At 64.2% G+C, this 18,415-nt stretch carries 10 protein-coding genes; 5 read left to right on the top strand and 5 right to left on the bottom strand.

Annotation, left to right across the window (positions count from 1 at the left end; all coding sequences use genetic code 11):
• The first annotated feature begins 4 nt into the window (after positions 1 to 4).
• Positions 5 to 1,915 (top strand): CehA/McbA family metallohydrolase domain-containing protein, encoded by a 1,911-nt coding sequence (locus L21SP4_RS09410; protein WP_052882418.1) that lies wholly within the window; start codon positions 5 to 7, stop codon positions 1,913 to 1,915.
• A gap of 447 nt (positions 1,916 to 2,362) precedes the next feature.
• Here L21SP4_RS09410 and L21SP4_RS09405 read toward each other — a convergent pair whose 3' ends face one another.
• The 5 genes from L21SP4_RS09405 to L21SP4_RS09385 form a co-directional block, all read right to left on the bottom strand.
• The gene (locus tag L21SP4_RS09405; RefSeq protein WP_082116667.1) at positions 2,363 to 3,811 is read right to left on the bottom strand and encodes a sulfatase family protein; all 1,449 of its coding nucleotides are present in this window, start codon (positions 3,809 to 3,811) and stop codon (positions 2,363 to 2,365) included.
• Positions 3,812 to 3,841: 30 nt separating this feature from the next.
• Positions 3,842 to 6,877 (bottom strand): HEAT repeat domain-containing protein, encoded by a 3,036-nt coding sequence (locus tag L21SP4_RS09400; protein ID WP_052882416.1) that lies wholly within the window; start codon positions 6,875 to 6,877, stop codon positions 3,842 to 3,844.
• Between the two features lie 14 nt (positions 6,878 to 6,891).
• Positions 6,892 to 8,214: a Gfo/Idh/MocA family protein gene (locus L21SP4_RS09395; protein WP_052882415.1), complete on the bottom strand. Its 1,323-nt coding sequence runs from the start codon at positions 8,212 to 8,214 to the stop codon at positions 6,892 to 6,894.
• Positions 8,215 to 8,293: 79 nt separating this feature from the next.
• Positions 8,294 to 9,973 carry a sodium:solute symporter family protein gene (locus tag L21SP4_RS09390; RefSeq protein ID WP_052882414.1) on the bottom strand — a complete coding sequence of 560 codons (1,680 nt, stop codon included), beginning with the start codon at positions 9,971 to 9,973 and terminating at the stop codon, positions 8,294 to 8,296.
• 69 nt (positions 9,974 to 10,042) lie between these two features.
• Positions 10,043 to 11,077 carry a uroporphyrinogen decarboxylase family protein gene (locus L21SP4_RS09385; RefSeq protein ID WP_082116665.1) on the bottom strand — a complete coding sequence of 345 codons (1,035 nt, stop codon included), beginning with the start codon at positions 11,075 to 11,077 and terminating at the stop codon, positions 10,043 to 10,045.
• Between the two features lie 166 nt (positions 11,078 to 11,243).
• Here L21SP4_RS09385 and L21SP4_RS09380 point away from each other — a divergent pair, with 166 nt between their 5' ends.
• From L21SP4_RS09380 to L21SP4_RS09365, 4 genes are all read left to right on the top strand, one after another.
• A complete protein-coding gene (locus L21SP4_RS09380) occupies positions 11,244 to 12,419 on the top strand; it encodes a XylR family transcriptional regulator (RefSeq protein ID WP_082116664.1) in 1,176 nt (391 codons plus the stop codon).
• Positions 12,420 to 12,652: 233 nt separating this feature from the next.
• Positions 12,653 to 15,520 (top strand): alpha-mannosidase, encoded by a 2,868-nt coding sequence (locus tag L21SP4_RS09375; RefSeq protein WP_052882411.1) that lies wholly within the window; start codon positions 12,653 to 12,655, stop codon positions 15,518 to 15,520.
• Positions 15,517 to 16,767, top strand: coding sequence for a hypothetical protein (locus tag L21SP4_RS09370; protein WP_052882410.1), 1,251 nt, complete (start codon positions 15,517 to 15,519; stop codon positions 16,765 to 16,767). Before L21SP4_RS09375 ends, L21SP4_RS09370 begins: the two co-directional genes overlap by 4 nt.
• On the top strand, positions 16,700 to 18,193 hold the full coding sequence (locus tag L21SP4_RS09365; protein WP_052882409.1) for an MFS transporter: 1,494 nt from the start codon (positions 16,700 to 16,702) through the stop codon (positions 18,191 to 18,193). The genes L21SP4_RS09370 and L21SP4_RS09365 overlap by 68 nt, the downstream gene beginning before the upstream one ends.
• Positions 18,194 to 18,415: the final 222 nt, after the last annotated feature.

Raw genomic sequence — 18,415 nt, 5'->3', positions numbered from 1 at the left:
CGTCATGAAACAGAACCGCAGAGGATTTATCGCTCAGCTCGGCGTCGCCGCCGGTGCGACCGGCCTGACGCCCTTTGTCACCCGCGCCTACGACGGGAGCGGCGCGGGATCGGCGCGCATCCTCGAGCCGGACCGGCTCGTGGCCGGGACGAAAACCCGCGTGGTCGTCGAGGTCGCCGTCGGCGCGGGCGGCATCCCGGTCGGCGGCGGGATCTGGGTCGGCGTCCACCACGCCGCGCTCTGGAACACCCGCACCGGTCATATCTCGAAATTTCAGGTCGATAACCCCGACGCCCCGAATTATATCGGCGTCGAGGGGCCGGACGGCGTGAAGCTTGAAAACCACTGGTACGGATGGGCGCCGAACGAATCGATGCACCGCGCCCCCGGCGGACCGCCGGCGATGGACTGGTCGGGCTCCACGCCGCTGATCTATCACCAGTGCATCCAGACAAAAATCAGCGGCCGCGCCCTGCGCGAGGGCGAAAAGGTGCGCGTGATCTTCGGCGCGAATCGCCATAAGGCGCGCGTGCCCAGTACCGCCGACCCGAACCACGAGTTCTTTGTCGCCACCGACTCGGACGCCGACGGCGTGTTCGAGGGAATCGGCGAGTATCCGGCGCGGGATATCGAGCCCGCCGCGGCGGATCACCTGATCGCTACGGCCCCGATGGTGCAGGTCCGCGGCGAGCCGTTCGAACTGCTCGTGCGCGCCGAGGACGCCTTCTACAACACCGCCGTCGATTTCGAAAAAGAGGTGGAGGTGCGCGACGAGGACGGATCGGTCCTCAGGCGCGGCGTGCGGCTGCGGCGCGGGATGGCGCGCATCCGGATCGAGCTGCGCGACGAGGGTCCGCACCGCCTGCGGCTGCGCGGCGGCGGACTCGAGGGACGCGGCGAGCCGATCCGCGTCTTCAACGACCCGCCCGCGAACCGGATCTGGTTCGGGGACATCCACGGTCATACGCGCGTCTCCGACGGCTGCGGCACGATGGAGGAATACTACCGCTTCGGGCGCGACGAGGCCAATCTCGACGTCTGCGCGCTGTCGGATCACTGGCACTACGACTGGCCGGGGACGCAGCAGATCGTGCGTGATTTCTATGAGCCGGGCCGTTACGTGACGCTGCTCGCCGAGGAGGCCGGGACGCACTTCGACCACATCAACTTCTATCACCGGACCGTGGAGGCGCCCCACTCGGAGTACTACACGCCGAAATACGGGGGATGCCTGAAACTCGCGTGGGAGCAGTATAATCGCGGCGGGCCCGTGATGGCCGCCGGGCCGCATCATTTCGCCTACGACCGCGGCGAGAAGACCTATCCCTGGGGCGAATGGGATCCGCGCTCCTGCCGGTTCGCCGAGGTCTATTCGTGCCACGGAACCGCCGAGTACGCGGGCAATCCGCGCAGTCTTCCCAACCTCGATCCGGATAAAACGCTCCAGGCGGGGCTCGCGCAGGGCATCCGCACGGGCGTGATCGCCTGCTCGGACACCCACGTCTCGCGTCCGGGACGCTGCGAATGGATGGTGACCAAGAACGGCATGACCGCCTTCGTCGCGCCGCGGCTCGACCGGGAATCGATCTGGGACGCGCTGTGGAACCGCAGCGTCTACGCCACCACGTTCGACCGGATCTACCTCGATTTCAGCGTCAACGGCACCCCGATGGGGCAGGAGACGGAATCGGGCGGGAGATGCCGACTCGCGGGTGAGGTGGCCGGCCGCGACGGCGGTATGGATGTCGTGTTCCTCCGCGACAACGAGGAGATCAGGCGCGAACGCAGTGAGAACGGCGTCGTCGAGTTCGAGTTCGACGACGATCCCGGCCCCGGCGAACACTTCTATTACGTGCGCGTCGAACAGGACAACGGCGAACGCGCCTGGTCCACCCCCGTATGGGTGAAGGCGTAGCGCTTTGCTGAGTACGCGTACGCACACGGCGGACGGCCCGGAGGTCCGTCCCTACCTTCCCGCACGGGTTCGGCTTGCACCTCTTGGGTAGGGCGTGCTCTCCGAGCGCGCCGCTCTTTTGCGGACGGCCCGGAGGTCCGTCCCTGCCCAGCGATTCTCATTATGGCTTCACCCTTTTCGGTCGGGGTGGCACCCGACCCTCCCAGTGCCCGAAAATGCGTCGGATATCGACTCGGGAGGGACGGCTGCCACGCCGTCCGCGGTCGGAATGGGGCCATAATGAGAACTGCTGATCCCTGCCTTCACCCCGATTCAAGCAATTCGAGTACGCGTACGCGTACGATACTCCCCCGGGGGTCTCCATGGGGAACTCAGGTCATGGTGAATCCGATCCTTTCAGCGGATGCGGATTCGATATGTTGACCGTGCGAGTGGTGCCGCGCCTCATCATTTATGCTTCTGCAGATCCTTGCTTCGCTGCACCAGAAAGCGCTTGTGCAGGGTTTCCACGACTTCAGGGTGGGTGGCGGCCACGTTGTTCTTTTCTTTCGGATCGTTCTTGAGGTTGAAGAGCTGCCATGCGCCGGCATGGGTGGGTTCATCCCGTCCGTATTTCACGATCTTCCAGTCACCATAGCGCAAAGCCCATCGATTGATCCGTCGGTTCCAGATCCAGTAGAGATCCCGGCTTTCAAGGGGTTCGTCGGCAAATATAGCCTCTGAAATATCGATGCCGTCCCACGGTATGGACTCTTCCGGTTGATAATCCATGATCGAGGCCAATGTAGGAAACCAGTCGATGATGTGTACGTAGTCCGTAAGCTCTCCGGGAGATATCCTGCCCGGCCAGTTGGCAAAGGCGGGCACATGGATGCCGCCTTCCCAGACGTCGAGCTTCTTGCCTTTCATGGGAAGGGGCTGGTTAAAATCGGTCAGCTTAAGATCGTCCGGATAGGCGTTCCCTCCCCAGTTGACCTGGGGGCCGTTGTCGGACGAAAAGAGTATCAGAGTGTTTTCTCTTTTTCCGCTGCGCTCAAGAGCATCGACGATTTCGCCAATCGCATGGTCGAGGTGATAAGCGGCTGCCAGCAGGAGGCGTTTCTCGGGATCCGGTTCGCTTTGTATCCTGCCCTCGGGATCGTTGAACCACTTGATCCTGTCTTCGTTGATCCAGCGGTTGGGATTATTCGGGTCCGGTTTCGTGGGCTGATCGACAAACGGTCCCCGTTCATCCAGCGGGGTATGAACGGCATGGAAGGCAAGATACAGGAAGAAAGGCTTATCACGTTTCTTCTCAATAATGTCTACCGCCTCCCGGGTAACCAGATCTGTCGCATGAACCCCGTTCTCGTGTCCTTCTATGAGCTGATGGTCGCGATGCCAGGTGTCACTGAGCGGTCCCTCGCGATAGCGGTGGTCATACATCCCTATGGCGCCGGCGAGCGATCCGTAGCTGTGGTCAAACCCGTGGAAATTGGGTCCATGCTTCGGGGAACAACCAAGGTGCCATTTTCCGCATAAGAAGGTGGCATAGCCGGATTGCTTAAACATGCTCGCGATCGTAGGGGTGCCAATGGGAAACGCGGGGCCGTTGTGGGCCTGCAGAGCCTGAGTGCCGAAGCGTCCGGGATATCGTCCCGTCAGTAAGGCCACACGGGTAGGGGTGCACTGCGGCATGACGTAATGGTTGATAAAGGTTACCCCTGTCCGGGCCAGGGTATCGAGATTCGGTGTGTAGACCTTCGGATTGTTGTAGCCGATGTCCGCCCATCCCTGATCGTCACTGATGATAACGAGCACATTGGGCCGATCGGCACCCCTCAGCAGAGAGGGGATGAGTGCGATCTGGAAGGCCATTCCCGTAATAAGCGAACGGAGTAAATGTGGTCTTTTCATGTATGTTCTCACCTTTTCGTTGTGTCCTGCTCAGATCTCCTGCCGGACCACGGCGACCACGTAGACGGCATGCGTTCCCGGCGCGGCCGGGGAACCGAGGGCTACGGGTCCGGCCGGGAACCTTTTACGGTAGAGAATCAGGTCCGAGGGCGTACTGGTGGAGGTCAGGCGTTCGCCGGTGTTTTCCCAGTCGGCCAGCCAGTCCGGAAGATCGGTGCAGCGGTGATCGTAGGCGACGTACACGGTGGCCGGGGTCTCAATGCGGAAGCGTATAAACGGTTCGTCCCCGCCGATGGCGCGGTCCTGCATGACCCCCTCGAGATACGTGTGTCCCCATACGCCGTCGGGCACTTTCACAAAGGTGTAATCACGGTCACTCGTCCACACCGCCCCTGGAACCAGTCCGGCGGGATGCACGCGCCACGTGCGCGGGGAGCGGACCTGCAGGTCGTGGATTTCGACGACGAGGGAGGTGAACAGTTTCTTTTCCTGCTCCCGGCGCGCGATCGCCGCCGCGGCCTCCACCACTTCGCTCCGCCGTTCCCCGGCCGGTTCGGGGTTGTTCTGCAGCAGCCGGTGGCAGGCGCGCAGGGCGAGTACATGATGCGTCAGGCTGTCCGTGTCCGCCGCGATCTTCAGCAGCGGGTTCAGGGCCTCCGGTCGTTTCCAGGCACACAGCGCGCGCACGGCCGCGTCCCGCACCCGATCGTCCTCGTTGCGGCTCGCCTGCACGACGGCCTCCAGGGATGCCTCGCCCCCGATTTCGGCCAGGATCCTGAGGCGCATCGCCCGCTCCTCCGGTCCGCTTTTGTCGAGGCCGTCCCGTACGCGTTGCGCGGCCTCATCCGCCGGCAGGCGCTCTGCGATGGACATCACGGCGGCTTCCACGGCCGGACGCGACGTTCCGGGAAAGTCCGGGCTGCCCGGCATGCCGAACAGGAGGTCCAGATCCGACGCCTCGCCCAGACGTCCCAGCGCCTGTCCCGCGTACCGGGCCACCTCCGGGGAGGGGTGGCGGATCCATGTGCGGAACAGGGGCCGGTCGGCGGGATCGTTCCGCGCGGCCAGGAGGCTGCAGATCCCGGGCTGCCGCTCTACATCCGCGCGACGGAAGGCCTCGGCCAGCCGACGGCTCACGTCGCGTCCGGGCAGACGCGCCAGCGCGCGTCCGGCCGCCTTGCTCACGTCGCCGTCGCCGGACAGGGCTATCTCGAGGAGCCGGCCGGTATCTTCGGGCGCCCCGATCGTTTCCATCGTCCGCAGGGCGGCCAGCCTCACGTCGTCGTGGTTGTGATCCAGTATGGCCAGCACGGCCGGCCGGGCAGCGGGGTCGCCGCGCTCGCGCAGGGCCGTGAGCAGCCGGACCTTAAGCCGGTCCGGTACGGAAGGCAGGGCTTCCGTGGCCGCGTGCAGGGTGGCTTTCACCGGCAGCCCGGAGACGAGGGCCACGCCCGCCTCCCGTACGGGCCTTGCGGGGTCCCGCAGCGCTTCGGCAACCCGTTCCGCCGCCGGGTCGGGGGCGCAGTGCGCCAGCGAGCGCAGAGCCGCGGCCCGGCAGAGGGGCGAGGGCGCCTCCCGCCAGAGATGGAGACACAGCTCCGCGGCCATCTCCCGCCGATCGTCCGCGGTCAGCGTGTCCGCGCATAGAATCAGGGCGTGGCCGACCGGCCCGGACGGCGTCCGCGCGAACTCCTCGCGCAGGACGGCGAGGGCGCGGTCCGACGCGATTCGCCCGAGCGCGGTCAGGACCGCATGGCGCAGCGCCGGATCGCCCCCGTCGTCGCTCAGCCGCTGCGCCAGGACGGGAACGGCGGCCTCGACGCGGCGGGTGCCCAGCGACGCCGCCACCCCGGTCGTGAGGGGCGCCGGGACGCGATCCAGTGCCGTCGTCAGAGCGCGATCGGCCTCGGGACAGGCCAGCGCCTGCAGGGCGTAGCGGGCGTCATGGGAGAGCTGCGGATCGGTGAGCAGGGCGGCCAGCGCCGGCACAGACTCCGCCGTACCGATCCGGCTCAGGAGGTGACAGACCGTTCGTTTGCTGCGGCACGAAGCGTCGGGATCCTCCAGGAGCGCGACGCTGTGCGTTTCAAACTCCCGCTGCCGGTCCGCGGGCGCGTCCGTGATCAGTTCGACGATCCGGGCCAGCGCGGCGCGGCTCTGGCCGTACTCCGATTCCGCGGCCCTGGAAAACAGGGCGTCCCGATTCCAGGGGGCGATCAGGCGGCGCCAGGACCTTATCGAACGGCGCAGATGTTCGCGGTCTTCCCCGGGCACGTTGAAGCACTGCAGGCCGATGGGACCCTCATAGCCGACCTCGTCCAGCGCGGCCAGCAGGCGCTCGACCGGGAACGTTCCCTCTCCGAGCGGTTGAATGAGCCGGGCCCACCCCATCGCGTGCGTGTCCCCGCGGTCCGCGCCGTTGATGGACACGATCCGCAGTTGCGGCGCCGCTTTCCGGAGGACCGCCTTCAGGTTCTGGTCCGATCCGGTTTTGAGGAAATGGCAGAGGTTGAACGAGACGCCGACATTCGGGCGGTCCACCTCGTCCGCCATCCGCAGCGCGTCCTCGACCGTTTCCACATGACAGCCGGCGTGCGGGTAGAGCGCCACCTCCAGTCCCACTTCCTCCGAGATCTTCGCCACTTCCCGAACCATGGCGACGGCCGACTCATCCGTGCCGCCTTCTCCGCTGAGCAGCGTCAGCCACACGATCGTGTCCCGGCCTTCCAGAGCGCGCAGCTCGTTTTTGATCCGGTCACTCAGGGGCAGGGGGTCGGCCCCGACGCGCAGACTTACATAGGTGCTGACCATCTTCAGGTCGTGCCGGTCCAGCACCTTCAGCATAGCCGCGGTCTCGCCGTTGGGACGCCAGCCTATGCCCGAATAGCCCAATTCCTTCAGCGTCTGTGCCTTGGCCTCCAGCCCCTTGATATCCTGCAGACCGTTGTCGAAGGCGAACAGCTCATCGGTCAGGGCACGGGCCGCCTGTCCGGCTGCGAGCAGGCATGCGCCGACCAGCACAAACTTCACCAGTGTGACCGTCCGCGATCCTCTTTTCATTTTCATGGTGGCTCCTCTCATTAGATGACCCATGGCGCGCGGCGGGGACGATCCAGCATGCGGTTGGCCTCCGGGTCGTCGGGGAAGACCTCCGCATCGGGGTCCCAGCGAAGCCGTCGGCCGACCTGAATCGCGATATGTCCGAGATGGCAGACCGTCGTGGTCCGGTGCCCGATCTCGGCCGTTTCCATCGTCGCGCCGCGCGTCTTGACCGCGTCGATGAAGTCGCGCTTGTCCGTCTTGGCGGGGAGATGGATATCTCCCGCCCCGATGGGGGCGTTCAGAATGGCGGGGGAACTGGCGGTCAGGCCGCGGCCGCCCAGGTCCGCCTGCACCCATCCCTCCGTGCCCTCGAAACGCACGTGCGGGTGGCTGTAGGTGTAGAGCATCTCCACGCCGTTGGCGTAGCGGTAGGTGACTTCAAATCCCGTCAGGACATCCCAGAGCCCGTCGTCCGGGTACGTGCCCGTCCCTTCGATCTCGACCGGGCCGGTGGTCTGCGTGCCGTTGCCCCACTGGGCGATATCATTGAGATGCGTGCCCCAGTTGCTGATCATTCCGTCGCAATAGTCCCGAACCCGCATCCAGCCCGGACGTCCGTATCCCTTGCGCGGATGCACCCTTTTCTCGGTGTAGGGGGTGCGGGGCGCGGGACCGAGCCACAGGTCGTAGTCCAGTTCTTCCGGAACCGGCTGCGCGGGCTGCGGGGGGCAGGCCCGGTCCGAGGCGGGGGCGCCGGTACGGATACGGCGCAGGGTGCCGATGCGTCCGTTCAGTACCAGTTCACAGGCCCGGCGAAATCGGTCGCGGGAGCGGAACTCGCTGTCGGTCCGGAACACGCGCGAATAACGCGCTACGGCATCGCACAGCAGGCGCCCCTCGCGGATGCTCACGGTAATGGGTTTCTCGAGGGAGACGTCCTTGCCCGCCTCGATCGCGGCGAGCGACATCGGCACGTGCCAGTGGTCCTGCGTGGAGATCATCACGGCGTCGATATCGGGTCGCGCCAGCATCTCCCGGAAGTCGCGGTAGACGGCACATCCCCGGTATCCGCCGGAGGGCCGCTGTTCGGCGTAGTGGGTCTCGACCCGTTTACGCGCGTTCTGCAGCCGCCAGTCGTCCACATCGCAGACCGCCACCACCTGAACGTCCGGCATATGCAGGAAAGCCGGCATATTGGCATGGTAGGCCTGACGCCCGACCCCGAGCATGCCCACGGTTATCCGGTCGTTCGCGGACGGCCGCGCGCGGACCCGTCCCGGCAGCACCAGCGGGGCGGCCCCGGCGGCGAGACACGCCCGGCTGAACTTGCGTCGTGTCAGGGGTGCGGTCTTGGGGTTCATAGCATCTCCATGGTTTGGTTGTGCGTGCACCGGAACCTTCCGGCGGCGAATTAAACAAAGTCCGGGGTACAGTTCCTCTTTATCCTCCCAGCAGGGCCAGCATGGTCCAGAGACTGGCCATGCATAATCCGAAGAAGGCCAGGAAGCCGACCCAGCTCTGACGGGACGGCTTCACCACAAACAGTCCGCCGGCGGTCAGCCAGCGCCGATCGGCCGGCACCGCCTCGTCGAGAGACTGCCCCAGTTTGTCCTCCTGCCCGACGGGGGTGTAGATTTTGGTGAAAAAACGGTCCACTTTCTCCCGGTCCGGGGGTCGACTCAGCAATGAGCCGACAATGCCGCCGATTACGCCGGCCGCGATGGGTGCGCCGATGGCCAGACCCGACGGCAAATGGAATACGTTCAGCCGCGTGCCCGCGAACACCGCCACGGCCAGCAGGGTCGCGGTCATCATCCCCGTCTGATTCATGCGCCGCCACAACATGCCCATGGCGGTCGAAATCCCGACCAGGGCCAGGATGGTGAAGTAGGTCATAATCGTCTGGACCACATCGCGCATCAGAATGGCAACCAGTACGGCGAGCAGGACATAGATCAGCCCGACCGTTTTAGTCACCCTCAGTTTCTGAAGGTCGCCGGCGGAGGGGTTGACATAGCGCTTGTACAGATTTTCGCTGAAGAGGCCGGCAACCGTGACCTGGAAGGCATTGCCGGAAGACATGGCCGCAGCCAGGATGCAGGCGAGCATCACGCCCTGGAGCACCGGGGGCAGCAGGGCCCGGATGGCATCGCCGAAGGCGGCGTCGGCGACCGCGGCATCCACCACCACGCCCTGCGAGATCAAATGCGCCAGCCAGGCCATGCCGAGGAGGGCCCAGCCGATGGTACAGAAACGCTTCAGCATATTGCCGCCGGCGAAGCCCATGCGTCCCTGCCACTCCGTCTTCCCGGCCCCGCATACCGTGGCCAGATGCGGCAGCGCCATCGCACTCAAAGGCGCCTGCATGCACAGCATCAGGACGACCCCCAGGTTGAAACGGTCGGGTCCGAAAATAGAGAGCAAATCTGTCCCGTGCTCCCGGGATGCGGCCGCCAGCGTCGCCTGCATTCCCTTTATGCCGCCGACGGTCTCCAGGTTCAGCGCAACCGGGACCACCAGGAAAGAGAGGACGATCATCATCAGCCCCTGGATGAAATCGGTTCGGATGGCCGCTACGATGCCGCCCCAGTAGCTGTACAGCATGAACGTAAGCGTCGTAACGATCAGTATTCCGTAAAACCACAGTTCCGCATCCGGGGTTCCCACCCTGCCCATCATGCCCTGCACGGTCTTGGTCGTCGCCAGAAGGACACTGGCAAGACAGACCACCATGGCCGACGCGGAGACCAGGATGTACAGGGCGCTGGCGGCCCCTCCGAAGCGTTCCTCGAAGTAGTCGGCCATGGTCAGGCAGCGCATCCGACGCACCATCGGCGCAATCAGCCAGTAGAAAGGGGTTCCGTACATCCACAGCCACGACACCCAGACGCCCGAGGCCCCCGCCTGGGTGCTGCCGCTGACGACGCCGGCGGCATCGCCCGGATTCGTGCCGGCTCCGAAAGAGTGCATGATCATCATCGGGGTATTGAATTTTCTTTCCCCCATCAGATAGCCGTCCTGGCTCGAGGCCCTGCCACGACTCCACCAGCCGAGCGCCAGCATGGCCAGCAGGTAGATCAGCACTACACACCAGATGGCATAATCAAGGCCCAGCCACATAATGATCCTCTCCGATGTTCAGCGTTTCTTTTCGCCGGGATGTACGAGCGGGAACCCCGCTGTGTGCGGTCAATGGCCCCCCGCTTCGGCGCACATCTTTTTAAACCTCATCAGGGCGTCCGTGCCGGTATCGAGGGATACGCAACCGCAGCCCCACACAAAATTATTCATGCCCCTTTTCTTCCGGGCCAGTCCGTCAATCGATTCTTGGACCCCCTCCCACTGCCCGCGCTCAATCATTTTGGGGTCGGCGCAGCCCCGCACGATCATCTGGAGATCCCGGGTTTTCTCCTTCATGAGTTCCAGGTCCGTCATGTAGTCGGCGACGACCAGCGAGGTGCCGACGTCGATAAAGTGGTCCATCAGCATGGCCGTATCGCCGCCCATGATGACTGCCGGCGGCGGCACCTCATAATCCCGCTTGATCATCTCGATGACCTTCTTGTTGTAGGGCACCACGTACTCGGCGAAGATATCCGAGGTGATCAGCGGGATGGTGGCCCACGATTCGAATATACTCACGCCCGCGCCGACTTCCGAGATGCGCCGGGCCTGCTGAAGCGACAGCTCGGTCGTCAGGTTCATGAGTTCATGCACCCGCTCCGGGGTGTCCACCATATCGCAGATGAGGTTTTCGAATCCGCGCAATTCCGCGGCCTGCGAGAACGGGCCGGACATCGTCGCCAGAACCCATACCTCATCGCCTGCCTCGTCGACCACCCGTTGCGTCGCGTCCACGATCAGCTGTAAGCGATTTCCCTCTCCCGGCGCAGGGATGTCCAGTCCGCCCGCATCCAGGGCGGTCGAACCCGCCAGCGGATGGGATTTTATGCCCGGAATATATTTTTTCGGGTCGAAGGAGAGTTCGCAGCCGAAGGCCTCGGCCTCGACGTTGTAGATATCGATGCCGACGGTCACCAGGTCGTGTCCGTAGATCTCGTATGATTTCAGCGCCGCTTCAGCGGTAAGCGCCGCCGATCGGCTGGTCTCGTAGGGACTTCTGCCGATAACCCTTGCACCGTGTTCGTAAATGGACGGGACGAAAGGGACCCGGTCGGGCGGTTCGTGGTTCAGCACCGCGTTCATTCGTTCTCTGCCGTTCATGATAGATCCCCGCAGGTCATAAGCCCATAAGTAGGAAGCTCGCGATTCCTGCGGCGATCTTTACGGGGCGGGACCCATAAGGGCAACCTCTCTCAGTGTCTTTTTACCTTCATTGTGTGCCATTGTGCTTGACGGGCCTGCGTGTCCGGCTACGGTTCGGGGGAGGATGTCCGGAGCCAAGCGCAGAGTCATACTATTGGTGGATACCGCGCGCGCCTATGAGCGCGGGCTGGTGCGGGGGGTCCTTAATTATTCCCACCTGCACGGCCCGTGGACATTGTTGCGGCGCACCCCGTTGGCCTCCGGCGGTAAAAGCCGGGTGTCGCCGGATGATCTCGCGAACTGGGATGCCGACGGGGTGATATGGAGAGAATCGGACGTATCGCCGGATATCGGTAAACTCGATATCCCGTGTGTCTATGCGCCCAATACGAAGGTCTCATCGTGCTATCCCAATATTCTGACCGACGATGCGGCGATCGGCCGCATGGCTGTGGAGCATCTGCTCGGGCTCGGATATCGTCATCTGGCCTTCTATGGGCTGGAGCAAAAGTATCATTGGTCAAACGGGAGGAGACTTGGATTTACCGGGGCCGCGCAGGGGGTCGCTGACTGCACCTGCGCCGTATACGATCTCGATTCAAAGCGGATGCGGATGGACCGTGCCGCGCGGCAGCGCAAATTGCGGGACTGGCTGGCTTCGCAGCCGACTCCGTTCGGTCTGATGGTCTGTACGGACGATTGCTGCGTCGACTGTTTTGAGGCCTGTCACAATGCGGGCCTGCGCGTTCCTGAGGACGTGGCCGTGGTGGGCGTGGGTAACGACGAGCTGATATGCGATTTCGTGGATCCGCCCTTATCGAGTATCTACTGGAATACGGAACAGACCGGCTATGATGCCGCGGAGCTGCTGGCCGGCATGATGGACGGAACCATCCCGCGGGAGGGCTACGATGTCTGCGCCGAACCGCTTCATGTGGTGCGGAGGCAGTCGACCGATATCGCGGCCCCGGGCGACCCTCATTTCGCCGCAGCGTTGCGGTTCATCAGGGACCACGCCACGAAAAATATTCATGTGGAAGACGTTTTGAGGCATGTGCCGGTTTCGCGGCGCGTGTTGTATCGCCGGTTCAAGGCCCGGCTCGGCAGATCGATCTATGCCGAAATACGAAGGGTCCGCGTGGATCGCGCCTCGACCTTTCTCATTGAAAGCAACCTCCCGATCCACGAGATCGCCCTCAAGCTGGGCTGCGAGGACTCAAAAAACTTTTCCCGCCTGTTCCGGCAGGAGAAGAAAATGAGCCCCGCTCAGTACAGGAAGAAGTACGCCGTGTATCGCTGAGTCGCAGACCCGCGCAGCGGAAAAGGTTCGTAGTAGGCCCGCAGGTCCGCGAAGCGGAGCCAGGGCCGTGATCTTCACGCGCCTTGCCTGCGGGGCAGGCGTACGGCGCTGCTGCGAACGATATTTTAAGGCTTGAAAAACGCCCGCCGATCAGCGAAAAACCTCTTTTGGCAAACGATTTCACGATATGAGAATTGAACAGGAATGCAGGGACACAGACGGGAGAGTTTTTGATGGCTGCCGCAGAACCGCCTTATGATATGCATCTGATTATCAATACGCACTGGGACCGCGAGTACCGCTGGTCGTTCCGCGAGACCCAGATGCGGCTGCGCGAAGCGGGCGATATCCTGGTCGAGACCATGGAGAACGATCCGCGCTTCGCGTACTTTCACGCCGACTCGCAGGCGTCGTTCGTCGACGATTACCTAGAACTGCGGCCCGAAAACCGCGAACGCGTGAAGAAACTCATGGCCGAGGGACGCCTGCTGGCGGGGCCGTGGTACACGCTGCCGGCCGAATACCTCGTCAGCGGCGAGGCGCTGGTGCGCAACCTGCTCTTCGGCCACCGGATCGCCGGCGAACTCGGCGGGGTGATGAAGACGGCGTACAATATCTTCTCCTGGGGCCAGGTCTCCCAGCTCCCGCAGATCTACCGCCAGTTCGGCATGGATACGATCCTCTTCTACCGCGGCATCGACCAGTCGAACCTCGAAAAACTCGAGTTCTGGTGGGAGGCGCCCGACGGGACGAAGGCGCTGGGCCTCACCTTCGGCGAGTACCATCGGCTCAACTTCTGGGTCTTCGCCTACCGCCCGTATATCAACGGCGGGCTGCCCGCGCTCGATTTCAAAAACACCACCGAACACGGCGGCTATCTCCTGCGACGCTGCACGCCCGGTGCGGACGACCTGAACCACTTCGTCCGCAACCAGCCCCACGGCGAGGACCTCGATGCGGCCATGGAGGGCATGGAACGGCTGATCGAAAGCGTGCGCCATAAGTCGTCGACCCGCCACCTGCTCTTCCTGCAGGGGTTCGACCAGGAGAACCCCGACCCGATCGTGCCGGACCTCGTAGACAAGATCAACGAACGGCTCGACTGCGGGAAGCTGCATGTGAGCAGTCTCCCCGAGTACGTCCGGCTGGCGCGCGAGGACATCGAGTCGCGCGGCGCGGGCGAGTCGTTCAAGACCTTTACCGGCGAGATGCTCTCGGTCGAAAAAAGCGGCGACCCCTTCGCCCCGCTCTACATCGGCGTGTTCTCCGCCCGGATGCCGCTCAAAATGATGAACGCCGCCGCGCAGACCCGCCTCGAGAAATGGGCCGAACCCGCCTCCGCCTGGAACGCCTGGCTCGGCGGCGAATATCCGCGGCTCTTTTTGCGCAAAGGATGGCAGGAACTGCTCCAGAACCAGCAGCACGACGGGATCGGCGGGTGTCATGTCGACCGGATCAGCGAGGCGATGGAGGAGCGCTACCGCAACGTGCGGGATATCGCCGAGGTCGCCATGCGCGACGGGCTGTTCCCGGTCGTCGACCGGATCGATTTCAGCGGGCTCGATGAAAAGGAGATCGGACTCACGGTCTTCAATCCCACCGCGCAGCGGCGATCCGAGGTCGTCGAGGCCGTCATCGACGTCCCCCACGAGTGGGGCCTGCGCATCGATCCCGGCACGCACTACGTCCGGCCGATGGCGGTCAAGCTCGCGGACGCCGACGGCAACCCCGTCCGCGCCCAGATCTCGCACCTGGAGGACGAGACGGCCTTCGCCTACCTGCGCTACGGTTCGCACATGGACCTCGACGTGACACGCCTCCGGATCGCTTTTCATGCCGACGACCTGCCGCCGATGGGCTACGCATCGTTCACGGTCCGTCCCGAACAGTCGCAGGATCGGCCCGTGGATCTGCTCTCGCCGGTGCCGCGCCGGCTGGAGAACGACCATCTGCGCGCCGAAATCCTTCCGGACGGGTCGCTGGATCTCTTCGACAAGGCCAGCGGCGAGACCTACGCCGGGCTGCACGTCTTCGAGGACGAGGGCGAGTGCGGCGGGCCGCTGACGCACGACCGGCCGGAGAGCGATCAGACCTGGACCACGAAGGGTCTGCCGGCGCGCATCGCCTGTATCGAAAACGGGCCGGTACGGAGCCGTTACCGGATCGAACGCGAGTGGGAACTGCCCGAAGGGCTCGACGCCGAAATCCGCGTCCATGTCCCCCACGGCAACCGCTGGATCTACAAGGGCCCCCTGCGCCGCTCGGAACGGAAAATCGCCATGCGCATGGTGACCGAGGTTTCCCTGCGCAGGGACGCGCGGCAGGTGGAATTCGAGACCACGATCGATCATACCGTCCGGGACCATCGCTTGCGCGTGCTCTTCCCGACCGGCCGGGCGGAGGCGACGACCTGTCGGGTCGATTCGGCGTTCGACGTCGTGACGCGCGATTTCACGATCCCGGATTCGAGCGGGTGGTATGAGGCCGCGGCACGCACGCTGCCGACGACGTCGTTCGTGGATGTGGAGGATGCGAAGGGCGGTCTGCAGGTCATGCACCGGGGTCTTTCGGAGTATGAGGTAAGCGACGACGCCGACCGCGCGGTGGCGCTGACGCTGCTGCGCGCGTTCGGGACGGCCGGGAACAATTCCGAGATGTACGAACCGCAGCCGCTGGCGCAGTGTCCGGGTACGCATGGGTTCCGCTACGCCGTGGCGCCGCACGACGCCGGCGAGGGCGAACACGAGCTGGCCAACCGCGCCATGCGGTTCGTCGTCCCGCCCGAGACCGTGAGCAGCACGCGCCACGAGGGTACGCTCCCGATGCGGCACTCGTTCCTGCAGTGGGACAGCGAGCGCTTCGTGTTCAGCGCGCTCAAGCAGGCGGAGTCGGGCGAGGCGATGATCCTGCGCGGATACAATCCCACCGGCGAGGCGGCGGACGTGACCCTCACCGTACCCGACTGCGTCACGGCGGCGCGGATGCTGACCCTCGAAGAGAAGGTGGATGCCGAGCTTGAACTCGAGGACGGCAGGGTGCGTTTCTCCGCCGGCGCGGGGGCGATCGTCACCATCGAACTGACCGGAAAGGGTGGGGCATGAGCCGGTTCTGCCGGGGGTTCATCCTGCTCGCGGCGGGGCTGGCCTTCGCCGCGGTATCCGTGCGGGCCGTGGAGGATCCGGAGACGCGCTATCTCTGCTTCATGCGCACATGGACCCCCGGCTCGCCCCAGTCGCACGAAGAGGTGCTCAGAGAGATCGCCGCGAACTTCGAGGGGCACGACCGCAACCCGGAAGTCATGCTCGGCGTCGGGACGATCTTCTCCTATCTCAATGCCGAGCCCGCGCAACTGGAGCAGTCCCTGCGCGAACTGCTCGCCGCCTCGCGGGAAACCGGGGTCCCGGTATGGATCAAGCTCGACGGCGAGCAGTGGTGGGGAGCGCGGCCCGACCTCTGGAACTGGTGGGATCCCTCGCGGCCCGGCTACGATCCCGACAATCGGCGTAACGTCGAATGGACCTGGTGGTCGCCCGATCACGCGATGAAGATCGCCTGGCGCAACTGGGGCCGTCAGATCCGGGTCCTGCCGCCGCCGAACCTCGCCAGCCCCGAATACCGCCGCGCATGTCACGAGCAGATGCGGCGGCTCGTACCGATCATCGCCGAGTGGTACGAAGCGTTGTGGGACAGCGAAAAGCATCTCTTCGTGGGCCTGAATGTCGGCTGGGAGAGTTCGATCGGAACCAGCGCCTACTATTATCCCAACGGGAACGAGTGGCTCGACCGGCCGCCCCGGCGCGATCCGAGCCGTGAGCTGGTCACCGACGATTTCCTCAGCCGCGGCATGGTCCAGCAGGGCTACGCCGCCCTGTCCACCGCGGGTCTTCGAACCGAAGGCGACATTACGGAAGAGGATCTGTACGAAGTCGTGCGGCTCCATCTGCGCGATCTCTCGCGTGCGGCCGCGGAGCTGGGGATCCCCCGCGACCGGCTGTTCACACACGGGGTGGGGTATCGCGAGGGCGAGCGGCTCTATGACGCGGCCCTGAATGAATTCGCCTGTCCCGGCTGGAGTGTGTACACCCATGCGGGGAATCCCGAAAAGGACGAGGGGATCATGCGCGGGGTCGCGGCGACCGACGCCCCGTACTGGGGGGCTGTCGAGTGGCTGCTGCTCGAGCCGATGGCCCATGACCCCTGGCGGGAGGCTTTCAGAAAAACCCTGTACACCGAAGGCTGCCGGCTGTTGTGTCTGTACAACTGGGAGATGGTGACGGATCATGGCGGAGTCCTGCGCGCGGCGCGCAGGCTGCTGCTGGAAGAACACGAAGGAGGCGGACGTGAGTAAAACCGCGAGGCAGTCCGGTGCCGGAGAGGCGCTGCCGACCATCGGCGAGAAGATGTCGTACGGCCTCGGCGCCGTCTCGGACGTGATCATGGCCAACGTGGTGTTCCAGCTCGCCATGCCGCTCTACAACGTCGAACTCAAGGTCCCCGCCACGCTGGTCGGGCTGGCGGTTTCGCTCCCGCGGCTGTGGGACGCCTTTACCGACCCGTTCATGGGCAACATCTCCGACAACACCCGCACGCGCTGGGGGCGTCGACGCCCCTACCTGGTGGCGGGCGGGATCCTCGCGGGCCTTTTCTGCGCACTGATGTGGATGCCGCCGCGGGACTGGTCCGAGATGCAGCTCTTCTGGTATTTTCTGGTGGCCTCGCTCCTGTTCTTCACCGCCTATACCGTCTTTTCCGTCCCCTTCAACGCCCTCGGCTACGAGATGACCTCCGACTACGACGAACGCACCAGTGTGATGTCGTACAAGACCTTCTTCATGAACATCGGCAGCGCGCTGTTCCTGCCGTGGCTGTGGAAGATGATGAACATGCCGATGTTCGGGAAAGATCCCATCGAAGGCGCGAGAAATGTCGGCATACTGATCGGGGTGATGGTGATGATCTTCGCCTTCCTGCCCGCCTGGCTCTGCCGCGAGAAGGCGCGCGGGCAGTCGCAAAGCAAGATCCCCTTCTTTCACGCGCTGGCGGTCACCTTCCGCAACCGTCATTTCCTGATGCTCGCCTCGATCGTGTTCACCGTCATCATGGGGATCTTCCTCGTCTTCCCGCTCATTCTCTACCTCAACCTCGCCTGCATCTACGACGGGGACAAGGACGCCGCCTCGCAGATGTTCGGCCTCTACAACACCGTGTACGGCGTGCTGGGGATCGTGTCGGTGCCGCTGATCAACTACGCCAGCCGAAAGCTGGGCAAGCGGATCACCCTGGTCGCGGGGCTGTGCATCATAAGCTTCGGATTCGTCATCAGCCCGCTGCTCTTCAGCCGCGACATCCCCGAACTCCAGCTCATCTTCCCCGTGCTGGCCTCGCCGAGTCTCGGCTGCGTCTGGATCCTGACGGCCTCGATGCTGGCCGACATCTGCGATCTCGACGAACTCAATACCGGTTTGCGGCGCGAGGGCATGTACGGCTCGGTCTTCACCTGGCTGGTCAAGGCGGGGCTGGCGGCCGTGATGGCGCTGAGCGGATTCATCATCGACTGGTCCGGCTACAATCCCGACCAGGCGATGCAGGGGGTGCAGACCCAGATGTTCCTGCGCGGCTTTTTCGCGCTGGTCCCGCTCGCCTTCCTCGTGGCCGCCCTGCTGCTCACCCTGCGCTTTCCGCTCACGCGGGAACGGGTCAGCGAGATCCAGCTCGAACTCGCCCGGCGCAAAAGCGAACAGGAAGGCGATCCCCAGCTGCAGGGGAATGTGTGAGGGCAGGGATTCTGCTGGACAGCAGAAGGCCGTCCGCCGTTTTCGTACTCTTACTCGTACTCGTACTCGTACTCGTACGCGTACTCGGAGCGCCGAAGGCGCGATCCCACTCCCCCTGTTCAAGAAACTCGAGTACGAGTACCGCTTCGCTGAGTACGAGTACGCGTACGTGGTGACGCGAGCGGATTTCTAATCCAGCCGCTACGATTTCAGTAGTTCCAC

Origin of the sequence: Kiritimatiella glycovorans (genome assembly GCF_001017655.1) — a bacterium.
Classification (GTDB): domain Bacteria; phylum Verrucomicrobiota; class Kiritimatiellia; order Kiritimatiellales; family Kiritimatiellaceae; genus Kiritimatiella; species Kiritimatiella glycovorans.
The sequence above is the reverse complement of the archived record's forward strand: the minus strand, read 5'-3'. Positions and strand labels throughout refer to the sequence as shown.